Origin of the sequence: Mycobacterium sp. IEC1808 (assembly GCF_002101935.1) — a bacterium.
In the GTDB taxonomy this organism is placed as follows: domain Bacteria; phylum Actinomycetota; class Actinomycetes; order Mycobacteriales; family Mycobacteriaceae; genus Mycobacterium.
In genome coordinates this window covers 1-15,011 of sequence record NZ_LQPV01000042.1, presented here as the reverse complement: position 1 = coordinate 15,011, position 15,011 = coordinate 1, and the positions used below count along the sequence as shown (strand labels likewise).

Annotated in this window: 14 protein-coding genes; 3 read left to right on the top strand and 11 right to left on the bottom strand. The window is 68.1% G+C overall.

The annotated features are described in order from the left end of the window. Positions 1–23: 23 nt before the first annotated feature. On the bottom strand, positions 24–1,550 hold the full coding sequence (gene glpK, locus AWB92_RS21365) for a glycerol kinase GlpK (protein WP_085189203.1): 1,527 nt from the start codon (positions 1,548–1,550) through the stop codon (positions 24–26). 124 nt (positions 1,551–1,674) lie between these two features. Here glpK and AWB92_RS21360 point away from each other — a divergent pair, with 124 nt between their 5' ends. Further along, positions 1,675–3,147 (top strand): glutamate--cysteine ligase, encoded by a 1,473-nt coding sequence (locus AWB92_RS21360; RefSeq protein WP_085189201.1) that lies wholly within the window; start codon positions 1,675–1,677, stop codon positions 3,145–3,147. A 7-nt stretch (positions 3,148–3,154) separates the two neighbouring features. Next, entirely contained in the window at positions 3,155–3,844 is a 690-nt protein-coding gene (locus AWB92_RS21355; RefSeq protein WP_085189199.1) for a class I SAM-dependent methyltransferase, read from the top strand. 24 nt (positions 3,845–3,868) lie between these two features. Here AWB92_RS21355 and AWB92_RS21350 read toward each other — a convergent pair whose 3' ends face one another. The 10 genes from AWB92_RS21350 to AWB92_RS21305 all read right to left on the bottom strand — a co-directional run bounded on the left by AWB92_RS21350 (position 3,869) and on the right by AWB92_RS21305 (position 14,226). After that, on the bottom strand, positions 3,869–4,987 hold the full coding sequence (locus AWB92_RS21350) for a PE family protein (protein ID WP_085189196.1): 1,119 nt from the start codon (positions 4,985–4,987) through the stop codon (positions 3,869–3,871). Positions 4,988–5,266: 279 nt separating this feature from the next. After that, complete coding sequence (locus AWB92_RS21345) at positions 5,267–6,673, bottom strand: PE family protein (RefSeq protein ID WP_085189194.1); 1,407 nt, start codon at positions 6,671–6,673, stop codon at positions 5,267–5,269. A 296-nt stretch (positions 6,674–6,969) separates the two neighbouring features. After that, entirely contained in the window at positions 6,970–8,112 is a 1,143-nt protein-coding gene (gene egtE / locus AWB92_RS21340; RefSeq protein WP_085189192.1) for an ergothioneine biosynthesis PLP-dependent enzyme EgtE, read from the bottom strand. After that, positions 8,109–9,074: an L-histidine N(alpha)-methyltransferase gene (gene egtD, locus AWB92_RS21335; protein WP_085189190.1), complete on the bottom strand. Its 966-nt coding sequence runs from the start codon at positions 9,072–9,074 to the stop codon at positions 8,109–8,111. Before egtD ends, egtE begins: the two co-directional genes overlap by 4 nt. Further along, positions 9,071–9,769, bottom strand: coding sequence for an ergothioneine biosynthesis protein EgtC (gene egtC, locus AWB92_RS21330; protein WP_085189188.1), 699 nt, complete (start codon positions 9,767–9,769; stop codon positions 9,071–9,073). The genes egtD and egtC overlap by 4 nt, the downstream gene beginning before the upstream one ends. Continuing rightward, positions 9,769–11,064, bottom strand: coding sequence for an ergothioneine biosynthesis protein EgtB (egtB, locus tag AWB92_RS21325; RefSeq protein ID WP_085189186.1), 1,296 nt, complete (start codon positions 11,062–11,064; stop codon positions 9,769–9,771). Before egtB ends, egtC begins: the two co-directional genes overlap by 1 nt. Beyond that, the gene (egtA, locus tag AWB92_RS21320) at positions 11,061–12,329 is read right to left on the bottom strand and encodes an ergothioneine biosynthesis glutamate--cysteine ligase EgtA (RefSeq protein WP_142282227.1); all 1,269 of its coding nucleotides are present in this window, start codon (positions 12,327–12,329) and stop codon (positions 11,061–11,063) included. Before egtA ends, egtB begins: the two co-directional genes overlap by 4 nt. Before the next feature lie 166 nt (positions 12,330–12,495). Beyond that, a complete protein-coding gene (locus AWB92_RS21315; RefSeq protein ID WP_142282230.1) occupies positions 12,496–13,143 on the bottom strand; it encodes a sensor domain-containing protein in 648 nt (215 codons plus the stop codon). A gap of 170 nt (positions 13,144–13,313) precedes the next feature. Next, positions 13,314–13,751 carry a hypothetical protein gene (locus tag AWB92_RS21310; protein WP_085189180.1) on the bottom strand — a complete coding sequence of 146 codons (438 nt, stop codon included), beginning with the start codon at positions 13,749–13,751 and terminating at the stop codon, positions 13,314–13,316. A 127-nt stretch (positions 13,752–13,878) separates the two neighbouring features. Further along, complete coding sequence (locus AWB92_RS21305) at positions 13,879–14,226, bottom strand: hypothetical protein (protein ID WP_142282229.1); 348 nt, start codon at positions 14,224–14,226, stop codon at positions 13,879–13,881. A 329-nt stretch (positions 14,227–14,555) separates the two neighbouring features. Here AWB92_RS21305 and AWB92_RS21300 point away from each other — a divergent pair. Next, the coding region (locus AWB92_RS21300) for a PE family protein (RefSeq protein ID WP_142282226.1) at positions 14,556–15,011 on the top strand (456 nt) is incomplete at its 3' end.

The following is a 15,011-nucleotide window of genomic DNA, read 5'->3' as shown; positions in this document are numbered from 1 at the left end:
GCCCGGCAGGAGCGGGCCCTGGACTAGGACACATCAACCCAGTCCAGGGTCCGCTGCACGGCCTTGCGCCAACCCGCGTATCCGGCGTCGCGCTGCTCGTCGTCCCAGTTGGGCGTCCAGCGCATGTCCTCCTGCCAATTCGACCGCAGGTCCGACGGATCGGCCCAGAACCCGACGGCCAAGCCCGCCGCATAGGCGGCGCCAAGCGCGGTCGTCTCGGCGACCACCGGCCGCACCACGTCCACGCCCAGCACGTCGGCCTGGATCTGCATGCACAGGTCGTTGCCGGTGATGCCGCCGTCGACCTTCAAGACCTCAAGGCCCACACCGGAATCCGCCTTCATCGCGTCCACCACGTCGCGGCTCTGGTAACAGATCGCCTCCAGCGTCGCCCGCGCCAGGTGCGCGTTGGTGTTGAACCGCGAGAGCCCCACGATCGCGCCGCGGGCGTCGGATCGCCAGTAGGGGGCGAACAACCCGGAGAACGCCGGGACGAAATACACCCCGCCGTTGTCGGGGACCTGACGGGCCAGCGACTCGCTCTGCGCGGCGCCGCTGATGATGCCGAGCTGATCACGCAACCACTGCACCGCCGAGCCAGTGACCGCGATCGAACCCTCTAGCGCGTACACGGGTTTGGCGTCGCCGAACTGGTAGCAGACCGTGGTCAGCAGGCCGTTGTCCGAGCGCACGATCGTCTCGCCGGTGTTGAGCAGTAGGAAATTGCCGGTGCCATAGGTGTTTTTCGCCTCGCCCTCGGCCAGGCACACCTGACCGACCATCGCCGCGTGCTGGTCGCCCAGGACTCCCGTGATCGGCACCTCGCCACCGAGCGGCCCGGTATCCAGCGTCACCCCGTAGGCCTCGACGGGAGAGGACGCCGCGATCGCCGGCAGCATCGCGCGCGGGATGGCGAAGAACGACAACAGCTCGTCGTCCCAGTCCAGCGTTTCCAGGTTCATCAGCATGGTGCGGCTGGCGTTGGTAACGTCGGTGACGTGCGCGCCGCCCCGCGGGCCCCCGGTGAGATTCCACAACACCCAGGTGTCGGCGGTGCCGAAAAGGGCGTCGCCGCTCTCGGCGGCCTCGCGGACCCCGTCGACGTTTTCCAGGATCCATTGCAGCTTGCCGCCGGAGAAATACGTCGCCGGCGGCAGGCCGGCCTTCCGGCGGATCACGTCCCCGCGGCCGTCGCGGTCCAGCGCGGACGCGATCCGGTCGGTGCGGGTGTCCTGCCAGACGATCGCGTTGTAGTACGGCCGCCCGGTCCGCTTGTTCCATACCAGTGTTGTCTCGCGTTGGTTGGTAATCCCCAGGGCTGCAAGGTTTTTCGTCGATAGGTTAGCCCGGTTCAATACCGACATCAGCACCGACGACGTGCGCTCCCAGATCTCCACCGGGTCGTGCTCGACCCAGCCCGCGCGGGGCAGGATCTGCTCGTGCTCGAGCTGATGGCGAGCCACCTCGGCACCGTCGTGATCGAAGATCATGCAGCGGGTGCTGGTGGTGCCCTGATCGATTGCGGCTACGAATTCAGCGGACTCGGCCAACTAGCTCTCCTCCACCCGTGATTGACACCTGTAGGTCCATCATGGTCTACCCACCAGACCGGCGTCAGCACTGGTCAGCCTGTCGCCCTTGCGCTGCCGCCGGTAAACCTGTTGCATCGGCGTTGTGGGCGAAGAGGTCAAGCGCACCACGTATGACCGCGCGCAGCGCTCGGAATACCGGCGCAAGGTGCGGTTGTGCCTGAACGTCTTCGAGACGATGCTCGCCCAGTCACGCTTCGATTCCGACCGGCCGCTCACCGGCATGGAGATCGAGTGCAACCTCGTCGACGCCGACTACCAGCCGGCCATGTCGAACCGGTCCGTGCTGGAGGCCATCGCCGACCCGGCTTTCCAGACCGAATTGGGCGCCTACAACATCGAATTCAACGTGCCGCCCCGCCCGCTGCCGGGCCACACGGGGCTGGACCTCGAGGCCGAGGTGCGGGCCAGCCTCAATGACGCCGAGGCCAAGGCCAACTCGGGCGGCGCCCACATCGTCATGATCGGCATCCTGCCCACGCTGATGCCCGAACACCTCGACGACGGCTGGATGAGCGACTCCACGCGGTATGCCGCCCTCAACGACTCGATTTTTTCCGCGCGCGGCGAGGACATCTCGATCGACATCTCCGGCCCGGAGCCGCTGAGCTGGAACGCCGCCACCATCGCGCCCGAATCCGCCTGCACCAGCATGCAATTGCACCTACAGCTCGCCCCCGCGGAGTTCGCGGCCAACTGGAACGCTGCCCAGATCGTCGCGGGCCCGCAGCTGGCCCTGGGGGCCAACTCCCCCTACTTCTTCGGCCACCAGCTGTGGTCGGAGACCCGGATCGAGGTGTTCACCCAGTCCACCGACACGCGGCCCGAGGAACTCAAGGCCCAGGGCGTGCGGCCGCGGGTGTGGTTCGGCGAACGATGGATCACCTCCGTGCTGGACCTCTTCCAGGAGAACATCCAATATTTCCCGTCCCTGCTGCCCGAGGTGTCCGACGAAGACCCGGTCGCCGAGCTGGCCGCCGGGCGCACCCCACACCTCCCGGAGCTGCGCCTGCACAACGGCACCGTGTACCGGTGGAACCGGCCCGTGTACGACGTGGTCGACGGGCGAGCGCACCTGCGGCTGGAGAACCGGGTGTTGCCGGCTGGGCCGACCGTCATCGACATGCTGGGCAATTCCGCCTTCTATTACGGCGTGCTGCGCGGCCTGTCCGAAGACGAGGATCCGCTGTGGAACCGGATGGGTTTCCTTGTGGCGCGGGAGAATTTCCTCGAGGCGGCGCGCCACGGCATCGACGCCCGGCTGCTCTGGCCCGGACGGGCCAAGGTGACGGCGCGTGAGTTGGTGCTCGACACCTTGCTGCCGATCGCCGACGACGGGCTGCGCCGCTGGGGCGTCGACGCCGAGGTGCGCGACCGGTTCCTCGGTGTCATCGAGGGTCGCGCCCGGGCCGGCCGCAACGGCGCCAGCTGGCAGGTGTCCACCGTGCGTACGCTGGAAGCCGGCGGCATGAGCCGGCCCGCCGCGCTCGCCGAAATGCTGCGACGGTACTGCGAACACATGCATAGCAACGAGCCGGTGCACACCTGGGATCAATAGGGGAACCATGTCATCCGAAATCATGGACTGGGACGGTGCGTACCGCGAGGAGGGCGAATTCCAGGGGCCGCCACCGTGGAACATCGGTGAGCCGCAGCCGGAGTTGGCGGCGTTGATCACGGCCGGAAAGTTCCGCAGCGACGTGCTGGACGCCGGGTGCGGGTACGCCGAGCTGTCGCTGGCGCTGGCCGCGCAGGGCTACACCGTGGTCGGCATCGACCTCACGCCGACCGCCGTCGCGGCCGCCACCGAGGCGGCCCGCGAGCGGGGCCTATCCACCGCGAGCTTCGTGCAGGCCGACATCACCGACTTCGCCGGCTACCCATCCGGTTCGGAAGGACGCTTCTCGACGATCGTGGACTCGACCTTGTTCCACTCGCTCCCGGTCGAGGGCCGCGACGGCTACCTGCGCTCGATTCACCGCGCCGCGGCGCCGGGCGCCGGCTATTTCGTCCTGGTGTTCGCCAAGGGCGCCTTCCCCGCCGAGATGGAGCCCAAGCCCAACGAGGTCGACGAGGACGAGCTGCGTGCGGCGGTGAGCAAGTACTGGGAGATCGACGAGATCCGGCCCGCCTTCATCCACGCGAAAATCCCGCCGCTCGGCGACGCGCCGTTCGAATTCCCGCCGCATGACCGCGACGAGAAGGGCCGGATGAAGTTGCCGGCCTTCCTGCTGACGGCGCACAAGGCCGGCTGAGACCTGGTCAGGGCCCCGCGCCGCTCACAGTGGGGGGATCTCGAACTGGAAGAGCGGAACGGATTCGATGGTGACGCTGGGGACGAAGATGTTGGGCAGGCTGAAGCCACCGACGCCGATGGACGAGATCGTCAACGGCGGCAGGGCGAAGCCGGGCTCGCTGATCGGCGGCAGCGTGAAACCGCCGACGCCGATGGGCGGAATGGTGATGGACGGGATGGTGAAGCCAGACAGCCCAATGGACGGAATGGTGAAGCCCGAAAGGCCAATGGGCGGTACGGTAAACGACCCCAAGAGAATCGGGGGGATGATGAATCCCGCGATGAATCCCGGTGTATGCATGCCGATCGAAGCGTTTATGTCGAAGTTCTGCAGGTTCACGCTTATGGTGCCGAGCAGCGCAGAGTTGATCGTGACCAGTGTTTGATTGTTCCCCAGCACCTCGAAATCCGGGAATTGTATCTGGGGGAAGTTGATTTGCGGAACAGTTACCTGGGGCAACGTGATGCCGGGAAATTGGATTTGCGGAAGGCTGAAGCCCGGCACAGTTATCGCCGGCAGGTTTATCGGTGGCACCGATATGGCCGACGTGGTTATCTGCGGCAGGCTGAACGCACTCACGCTGATGGGAGGCGACGTGAAGGGCGGAATGATTATGGACGGAATGGATATCGGCGGCAGGCCGAAGGCGGAGAGGTTTATCTGAGGGATGCTCACCGGCGGTATGGCGATCCTCGGTGTGCCGATCGTGACCAAGGTGCCGGCCGACCCGGTCTGGATGTCGATGATGCCGTCGAGCAGGTTGAAGTCCTGGACGGGTGCCGCCGCAACGGCCGCCTGCGCGGCGCCTGATACCTGCGCCACGTTGGAGGCCTCCGCGGCCGCATAGGCGCCCGCGCCGGCGTTCAGCAAGGAGACGAACTCCTGATGGAACGCCTGGGCCTGTGCGCTGAGGGCCTGGAATTCCTGGCCGAAGTTGCCGAACATCGAAGCGATCGCGACCGAAACCTCATCCTGAGCCGCAGCCGCAATCCCCGTCGTGGGACCCGCCGCGGTCACCGCCGCCGCCAACGACGAACGCACACCCGCCAAGTCCGCGGCCGCACTTTGGACCAGATCCGGCGTTGCCATCACGAACGACATCTCGCACCCCTTTCTCACGGCTCGTCATCGAGCGGAGGCCGGTGAGTGTTGTCGAGCCCTGGACCAGCGGCCGCGGCTACCGACCGGATATGAGTGAGTACAACCGATTTCCATACCTTCGGTCAAGGAAAATAGCTATTTTCAGAATGGGCATTCGCTAGCCGGACAATTGCGGCGGAACAGTCCAGAAAGCGCCAGGGAGCGGGGTACTTATATCCGCGCGAACGGCACCGCCGCCGGCGTGACACGCCGCCGACACTTCCGGCGCCCCGCGGCCGGTCAGGGACCTGTGCCCAGCAGGCTGGCCGCGACGTCGTTAAGGATCGAAATGAAGGTGTTCGCTTCGATGGTCAGCCCGTTCAACCAGGTGGGGATGGGCGGGATCGTGAACTGGTCTTCCTGAACGGGCGCCACGGTGATTTGGGGGATGTCGACGCCGGGCAGGTTGAAGCCGCCGACGCCGACGGGCGGGATGGTCAGCGGCGCCGTGGCAAAACCCGGCCAGCTGACCTGGGGCAGCGTGAAACCGCCGACACCGATCGGCGGGATTGTCAGCGGTGCCGTGGCGAAGGCCGGCCAGCTGACCTGCGGCAGCGTGAAACCGCCGACGGCGATGGGTGGAACGGTGACCGACGGGATGGTGAAGCCGGAAAGGCCGATGGACGGGAACACATAATTGCCGCCGCTCGGGTTGCTGACGCTCAGGATCGGCAGGGTCAGAGCCCCGATTTGAATACTGGGGATACCGAATTGGGAAATAAACCCTTGCGTGGCGAAGCCGAGTGACGGCGCGTTGATATCGAACGACTGAAGGTTGATGTTGTAGTTCGGAAAAAGAATATTACCGGTTGTCAGGGTGACCACCGTCGCGCCGTTACCCGGAACGTTGATGTCCGGGAATTGTATCTGCGGAAAGTCGATTCGGGGAACGGTTATCGACGGGAGGCTCCAACTCGAAACCTGGATCAGGGGCGTCTGGAACGGCGGTATCGTCACCGCGGGCAGATTGATCGGCGGCACCGAAATGGCGGGCGTCGTTATCTGCGGCAGGTTGAATGCGCCCACGGTGATGTTGGCGGGCGTCGTCCCGGCCGGAATATTGATCGAAGGTATCGAAAGTTGCGGCAGGTTGAACGGACTCACCGTGAGATTCGCGAGCGTCGCGCCGGCCGGAATGTTTACGGCCGGAATGGTGAGCTGGGGCAGGTTGAAGGGGGCGACGCTGATCGGGGGAACGTGCACCGCCGGCAGCGTGAAGCCCGGTGTGCTGATCGTGAATTGAATGCCCCCCGTCCCGATGTTGATGTCCAGGAGGCCGTTGAAAAGGTTGAAGGTTCGATAGGTCGCGGCGGGTACGGCCGCGGCCGGCGCAGCACCGGCTACCGCGTTGCTCAGCACCTGCCCGGCGTTAACGGCCTCGGCACTGCCATATGCCGCAGCGCCGGCATTCAGGAGGCTTTCGAATTCCGCATGAAATGCCTGCGCCTGGGCGTTCAGAGCTTGAAATTGCTGGCCGGCGCTGCCGAAGACCAAAGCGATTGCGTTCGATACCTCGTCTGCCGCGGCGTTCGCAATCCCGGTGGTGGGCCCGCCGATCGCGGCGGCTTGCGTCAGCGAGGCACGAATACCCGCCAAGTCTTGGGCTGCACCCTGCACCGCTTCCGGCACGGTAACCACATACGACATCTCCGTCTCCTTTCACGCACGCCGAAAACGGCAGAGCAAGGCGAATGTGACGGCGGCCGAAGCCAATTCACCGGTCGGCTCGTCCCAGGCGGCATGCAGCATCTCAGGCGGTGACATAGCGAAGTTCATCCCGCACCTCTTTCACCGGCCCCATCGCCGAGCGGGCGAGCAGATTTCCGAAGAGTGATCCGCCGCGTGCTGCTAAAGCCAAAAGCTACCGCACACATGCCTAATAAGAACAGGCTTTTCCGTACTTTCGGTCAAAATTAGAGTGGAAATTGACGAGTTCGGTATTTTCAGCCCGTCGCGGCTGTCGCTGCGATCAGCGCCTCGGCGAAGGTCTCGAGGTCGTCGGCGGTCGTATCGACGTGCGGGGAAATCCGCAGCACTGGCCCGGAGAGTTCTTGCGGCGCGCGCGCCACCCCGGCATAGGTCGTCACAATTCGCCGCTCGGCGAGCAGCCAAGCACGCACCGCTTCGGGGTCGGCGCCGTCGGCGGGGGCCAGCGTGGTGATGGCGCTGGGCTCCTCGGCCTCTTCGACGACCAGCCAGCCATCGACATCGGTCAGCAGTGTGCGGGCGATCTCGCCCACCTCGGCCAACCGGGCACGGACAGATTCCGGTCCGTATGCCAGATGCTCCCCCACCGCAACCGAAAATCCCACGCGCGCAGCGACATTCGCTTCCCCGAACCCCAGTTGCTGGGCCACCGACAGTTGCGCCGCCCAGCGCGGCGCCGGCAGCCGCGGCGTCAGTCGATCCATCAGCTCGGGCCGCAGGGCCAGGACACCGACGCCCCGCGGTCCGGCGATCCACTTGCGCGACGACGAATACACGGCGTCGGCGCCCACCGCGCAGTCGATGTGGCCCAACGCCTGTGCGGCGTCCACCACCAGCGGCAGGCCCAGCTGGCCGCAGAGCTTGGCCACCATGGCGAGCGGCTGCACCACGCCGCGGTGGCTGGCCAGCGGGGTGAGATGCACCAAATCAGGTGGGTCGCTCTCTAGATCGAACGCCGCCTCGTCGATCGCCAGCCGGCCGTCGTCCAGGGTCGGCAAGGTCCGCACCTCGAACCCGTGGGCGGCCATCACCGCCAGGTTGGGGCCGTACTCGCCGGGCAGGCAGGCCAGCGTGCGCCGCTCGGCCGGCCAACCGCCCAGCAGCAGGTCCAGCGCATGCAGGGAGCCGGTGGTGAACACCACCTCGGCGTCGGGCACGCCGCACAGCGTCGCGACCGCCGCCCGGCCCGCCTCGAGCAGCGGGGCGGCCGCCTCGGCCGCGACGTACCCGCCGACCTCGGATTCGTGCAGCGCATGCTTGGCGGCGGCGTCCATGGCGGCGAAGCTTTGGCGCGAGCAAGCGGCGCTGTCCAGGTGTAACCCGGCCACGGGCGGGCGCGCCGCCCGCCACCGCTCGGCCAGCGAACCGCCGAGGCTCACTTAACGGCCAACGACAGCCCGAAGTCGCCCGCTTCGTCGGTCCACCATCGGATCCGGCGCAGTCCGGCGTCGGCCAACTCGGCGCTCACCCCGTCCGGGCGGAACTTGCACGACACCTCGGTCAGCATCTCTTCGCCGTCCGCGAAATCGACGGTCAAGTCGAGCGCGCCGACGCGCACCCGCTGGCTCCGGCCGGACCGCAGCCACATTTCGATGCGCTCCTCGTCGGTGTTCCACCGCGCGACGTGCTGGTAGGCATCGATGTCGAAGTCGGCGTCGAGTTGGCGGTTGATCACCGCGAGCACGTTGCGGTTGAACCGGGCCGTCACACCGGCGGCGTCGTCGTAGGCGCGCACCAGCCGGTCGGCGTCCTTGACCAGGTCGGTGCCCAGCAGCAGGCTGTCCCCCGGCCGCATCACCCCGGCCAGCGTCGCGAGGAACTGCGCGCGCGGCTCGGGGGTGAGATTGCCGATCGTCGACCCCAGGAACACGAACAGCCGTCGCCCGTCGCCGGGGATCTCGGTCAGATGTTCCTCGAAATCCCCGCAGACTGCGCTGATTTCGACGCCCGGGTACTCGCGCTGGATGGCGGTCGCGGTCGCCGACAGCATGCCGGCGTCGACGTCGAACGGCACGAATCCGCGCAGTGAGCCGCGGTCCCGCAACGCATCCAGCAGCCGGCGAGTCTTCTCCGAGGTACCGGCACCCAATTCGACCAGCGTGTCGGCCTCGCTGGCGGCCGCGACCTCGGCCGACCGGGCGCGCAGGATCTCCGCCTCCGCCCGGGTCGGGTAGTACTCGGGCAACCGGGTGATCTGGTCGAACAGGTCGCTGCCAACCGAATCGTAAAACCACTTGGGCGGCAACGACTTCGGCGTCTGCTGCAGCCCATCGAGCACGTCACGACGCAATGCGTGATACGCCGAGTCGGCGGCCAGGTGGTTGGACAGCGTCAGCGTCATCGAGATCCTTTCGAGTTGAGTGGGGTCAACTGAATCCCCTCCGAGGTGACCTCCACCAGGTGACGGTCCGGCACGTCTTCCCAGTCGGGCGCGTCGTCGTACGGTTCGCTGGCCAGCACCACCCCGTCGTCGCGGCGCAGGATGAACAGGGTGTCGCCCCACGCGGTCGCCACCAGCCGAGAGCCGTTGGCGGCCAAGATGTTCAGCCGCGCCAAGGGGTCGGCCGCGCCGACTTCGCCGATGGTGTCGGCCAGCGCGTCCAGCCCGCGCTCGAAGATGGTGGCCGCGAGTATGGCGCTGTCGCAGACGGATTCGGCCGACGAGGTGAGCGGAAGCACCGCGCGGTCGACGATGCCGTTGTGCGACAACAACCAGCGGCCGTCGGTGAACGGCGCCGTCGCGCTGGCCTCGATCGGCATGCCGACGGTCGCCGAGCGCACCGCTGCCACGACGCAGTGGCTGTGCAGGGCCGGCGCGACCGAGGCGAACGACGCGTCGCCCCACAGCGGCGCCGGGCTGCGCCAGCGTCGGGGCGTGTCACCGTCGAAAAACCCGACGCCCCAACCGTCGGCGTTCATCAGGCCGTGCTTCTGGCGGCGCGGGGCATACGACTGCACCCGCAGCCCGCACGGCGGATCCAGCACCAGCGACGAGACGCTCACGTCGGCGCCGAGCCAGCCCAGGTGACGGCACATCAGTCGGCCACGTCCCAGGCCAGGCGGACACCGGAGAAGATCTGCCGCCGGATCGGGTGGTCCCAGTTACGGAAGCTGGGCCGCACGATCCCCGGCTCGACGGCCCACGACCCCCCGCGCAGCACCCGGTAGTCGCCGTCGAAGAAGGGCTGCGAGTAGCGCTCGTAGATCATCGGGACGAACCCCGGCCACGGCCGCAGCGGCGAGGCGGTCCACTCCCAGACGTCGCCCATCATCTGTTCGGCCCCGTACGCCGAAGCGCCCGCGGGGTACGCGCCGACGGGCGCGGGCCGCAGCGCGCGGCCGCCCAGGTTGGCCACGGCATCCGACGGCTCCTGCTCCCCCCACGGGTAGCGGCGCCGGGCGCCCGTCGCCGGATCCCACGCGCAGGCCTTCTCCCACTCGATCTCGGTGGGCAGCCGGGCGCCGGCCCAGGCCGCGTAGGCCTCGGCCTCGAAGTAGGTCACGTGCTGCACCGGCTCGTCGGCGGGGATGTCTTCGATGTAGCCGAACCGCGCGCGGGTCCGGCCGTCCGAACCCCAGAACTGCGGCGCGGTCAGACCCGCGGTCTGTCGGTGCTGCCAGCCCCGCTCGGACCACCAGCGCGGCTGGTCGTAGCCGCCGTCGTCGATGAAATTTCGCCACTCGCCGTTGGTGACCGGAACCCGGCCGATCCGGAAAGCCGGCACGTCGACGACGTGAGCCGGGCGCTCGTTGTCGAGCGAGTACGGTTCGCTCGCCGCGTCCACCCCCAGCACGAACGGGCCGCCGGGCACCAGCACCGACGTTCCCGCCAGCCCCGGACGACCCGCGGGCAGCACCGATCCGTCGCGTAACAGCGGCGCGCCGGTGCGCAGGTTGAGCGCCTGCAACATCGTCTCGTCGTGCTGGTTTTCGTGGCTGACCACCATCCCGAAGGCGAACGCCGCTTGGTCTCCCGCGGGGTCGTCGGGCAGGGCGTCCAGGGCGTCCAGCGCGGCGGAGCGCACGGTCCGGCAATAGGACCGCGCGCGCTCGGGGGACAGCAGCGGCAGCTCGACGCGGCTGGCCCGGGAGTGTTCGAAGGCGTCGTACAGGCCCTCGACGGCCGGCGGCAGGATGCCCGGGCGGGACGGATCGCCGCCGCGCAGCAACCAGAACTCCTCTTGCTGACCGATGTGCGCAAGGTCCCACACCAGCGGGCTCATCAATGGGTCGAACTGCCGCCACAGCTCGGCGTCGTCGAATTCGACCAGCCGCAGCGTCCGCGCCCGCGCCCGCGCCATATCGTCGGCGAGCTTTTCCCGGGAAGTCACGCGCCCCCTTGCGGCCAGCGCGCGGCCCTGGAGACCGTGGCCTCGATGCCATGCTGAATCACCTCGTCGGAGAAGTCGTCGCCGGGACATCGGCCGCGCTCGACTCCGCCGACCAGCAGCTGCATCGCCTCGGTCAGTTCCGCCGGCGCCCGCTCGGCGGCGACCGCCACGCACTTGTTGGCCGCCTCGTAGAGCCGCCGGTCGCGCAGGCCGACCCGGGCGGCGGTGTCCCAGGCGGTGGCGACCGGTTCGACGGCCTCGGCCGCGATGTCGGCGGCGGCCGGGTCGTCGAGCAGCGTCACCAAGGTGAACACCACGGCGGGCCAGAGGGCGTCGGGCACGCTGTCGAGGTAGCGGATCTCCAGCCACTGTCTGGGCCGGACCGGCGGGAACAGCGTGGTCAGGTGGTATTCCAGGTCGGCGATCGTCGGGCGCCGGTCACCGAGCAGCGCCCGGCCGTCCACCCAGTCGGCGAAGGGCACCCACCGCGTGACGGCCGTGGCCTCGGGGTTGTGCACCAGCATCACCGGGGCCTTGAGCGCATAGCGCGCCCAGTCGGTGCCCGGGTCGTCACCGCTGGCCCCGAGGATGGGCCCGCACCGCGCCGAGTCCATGTCACCCCACACCCGCTGCCGGGTGGAGACCCAGCCGGTGAACTCCCCGCCCAGCATCGGGGAGTTGGCGGCGATGGCAATCATCGTGGGGCCCAGGGCGTGCGCCAGCCGGACCCGTGCCGCCCAGCCGTCCCGCGGCCCGGCGTCCACGTTGACCTGGATCGAGGCGGTGGACGTCATCATCGCCGCGCCGGCCTCGCCGGAGCGGCTGGAGTGGAAGAACTCTTCCATCGCCTGGTAGCGCGCGCCGGGGTTGATGCGCCTCGGGGGCCGCAGCGGATCCGCCCCGAGGAAAACCAGTCCCAGCCCGGCGTCGGCGAAGGCCGACCGCAGCACGGCCTGGTCCCGGTTCATCGCATCGATGGAGGCCAACACCCCGGCGGCGGGCGGACCGGACAGTTCGACGGCGCCGCCGGGTTCGACCGTGACGGCGCTGCCGCCCGGCAGGTCGGGCAGGTGCTCGAGCACGTCGGCGATTTCGTCCCAGCCGGGCCTGCGATGCGGGTCGGCCGGGTCGTGGCAATGCCCTTCGAGCTCGAGGCCGATGGACCGCAGGGGTGCATCGGACAGGCAGGTCTCGGCGATGTACGTCGCGGCGGCGGAGGAGTCGACCATCTCGGCTTGGGCGGTGCTGACGGCCGCGGGCGTCATATCACTATCCCTTCGAGGGCCGGGCCGACCCGGCATGGCCGACGGACCGCTGGTTGCACCGCTGACGGAGAAATAATCGCCACTACTTCATCTTGCAGATCGCACCGACATATTCCCGTCCTGCCGGACTTTTCCGCGACGGACCACCCGAGTGTCCGGAACCACGCTACTGACCCAGCGCGTTCTGCATGGCCCCGGCCAGCACGTTGACCGCGGGTCCCGCGTTGCCAGACTGGCAGACCTTGGCCTGCAACAACACGTTTTCGCGCAGCCTGGTTTGATCGAAGCACCGACGGTCGGTCCCCGCTTCCTGCTTCGTCCAGTTCGCGTCGCCGCCCGTCGCCGGGCCGCCGTCGAACGACCACACCTGTGTGATGCCGTTGTCCAGATGCATCGCAGTGGTCTGGCCCGAACAGCCGACGGTCCGGTCCACCACACGATGGAACGCCCGGCCCGCGGCGTCGTTGCTGGCGAACACCCCGACGGCCTGCTTGACGAAGTGGGTCTGGTCGTTGGCCGACGTCTGTGTGGTCGCCCCGTTGAACGACGCGAGATCTGGATCGTCGAAGACTTCGGGCAACCCGATATCGGCCCAGTTGTTGCACACCGGCAGGTCGACCGAATAGCCCTGGAACGGCTGCGTGAACACCGACTCCCAGCCCATTGGTCCGCCGACGATGTTGCCGACCGATCCCTTCGGCAGGACCGCGTAGTTCACCACCCCGGGCTCCGATGGGTGAGCGACCGCCGCGGGAACAGCCAGCGCTCCCCCGACCGCCACACCGATGGTCATCACCGCCGCGCCGATGCGCATGGTCATGGGTTTCGATCATGCCAGGGCGGCTGCCGGGTGGCGAACATCGATTATCGGGCCCGGACCTCCTTCGAGGCCTTCGCGTAACCGCAGTCGGCCCAACAACTTTCGGTGCGGCGGAACGAACTGGACCCCGCGTTTCTGTAATGGTTCAAGAAAGGCGGTTATGCCTACGGGCGCGGATTGCCCGGGGTGTTCGGCGCCGGCGCCGGAGCGCTGGGCGTCGGTGTCTGGCTGGGACCACCCGGACCGCCGCCCGCCGGCGGACCGCCGGGGCCACCCGGACCGCCCGGACCGACGCCCGGCGGACCCCATGGGCCCATGCCCGGACCCCACTGCCCGCCGTACTGCCCCGGTCCACCGGGGCCACCAGGTCCGCCGGGTCCGTACATCATTCCGTGATGATGCTTGTAGTGATGCCAGTGATGGCTGACTCCCATGACCATGGCCCCGGCGAAGAAGACGGTCGAGAGGATGAAAACGATCCCGGCGACGATCACCACCCACGCGGCGGCCACATAGACCTTCGGAGGCTTGACCGGCGCGTACGCGGGCGGGGCCGCGGCGACGGGCGTCGGTTGCGTTGACGGTTCGGGTGTTTGGGTCATGCCTTGAATATTGCCCCTGTCGCCGAGGGCGATAACAGGTCCGAGACGCAATTGTTGCTGAGAATCGAGCGGCCCGGCGCTCATGCGAGCGCCGGGCCATCGGATATGGGTTTACCGACCCGCGGGACTACGGCGTCCGGGACGGGGCGACGGACGACGGAATCTGGCTGGGCCCCGGGGCGCCTGGGGTCGCCGAAGCGGGCCCACCGCCTTGGACCGCCGCGGGACCACCGCCGGGGCCGCCCGGACCGCCGGGGCCGAAGCGGTGCGGATGCATGAACGCCGCGTGGTGCTTGTGGTGGTGACCGCCGTGGCCGTGATGCCCGAGCGCCATGCCGGTGAAGAAGATCACCGAGATGATGAACACGACTCCGGCGACGATGGCAACCCATGCCGCGGCCAGGAAGACCCGAGGGGTCCGGTAGAGCGCCGGCGCTGCCGCCGGCGCGGGTTCGGTTGCGGTAGCTGTCCGCACAGTTGGGGTTTCAGATGTTTCACTCATGAGACAAATGATGCGTGCGTCAAGAGTAGTTATGGCTATGCATCAGTTAAGTAGCAGCTATGAGCTAAAACCCGGTTCTACCTGGCCAAATCCCGGGGTCGCTAGCCGATCGGCGCGGCGGTGTCCGACACTGGGGCGCTCGACCGACCCTGGCGCTTGTGACGTGGCCGGGGTTCGGCTAAACCGCAGATCCGGCCGTCGCTGCGTTACCGTGAATCGGTCCTGATCACCCTCCATCGGCTCGTGCAGCGAGCGAAGGTGCGGGACGTTCCTTGTCTGTCGCGACCAGTGAGAGGTGCGGGATGTCGTTTGTGATCGCAGTGCCGGAGGTGGTGGCGTCGGCTGCTTCGGATGTGGCGGGCATCGGGTCGATGATCGGCGCCGCCAAGGCCGCGGCGGCGGCTCCGACCACCGGGGTCCTGGCCGCCGCCGGCGACGAGGTGTCGGCGGCGATCGCGTCGGTGTTTTCCACCCACGCGCAGGAGTTTCAGGCGCTCAGCGATCAGGCGGCAGCGTTTCATAACCAGTTCGTCGAGGCATTGGCCGGCGCCGGCGGCTTGTATGCGGGCGCGGAGGCCGCCAACGCCTCGCCCTTGGCGAGCCTGCTGGGGGTGATCAATACCCCCACCGAGCTGCTGCTGGGACGCCCGCTGATCGGCAACGGCGCGAACGGCGCCGCCGGGACCGGGGCCGCCGGCGGGGCGGGCGGGATCCTGTTCGGCAGCGGCGGCAACGGCGGGTCCGGCGCACCCGGAGGA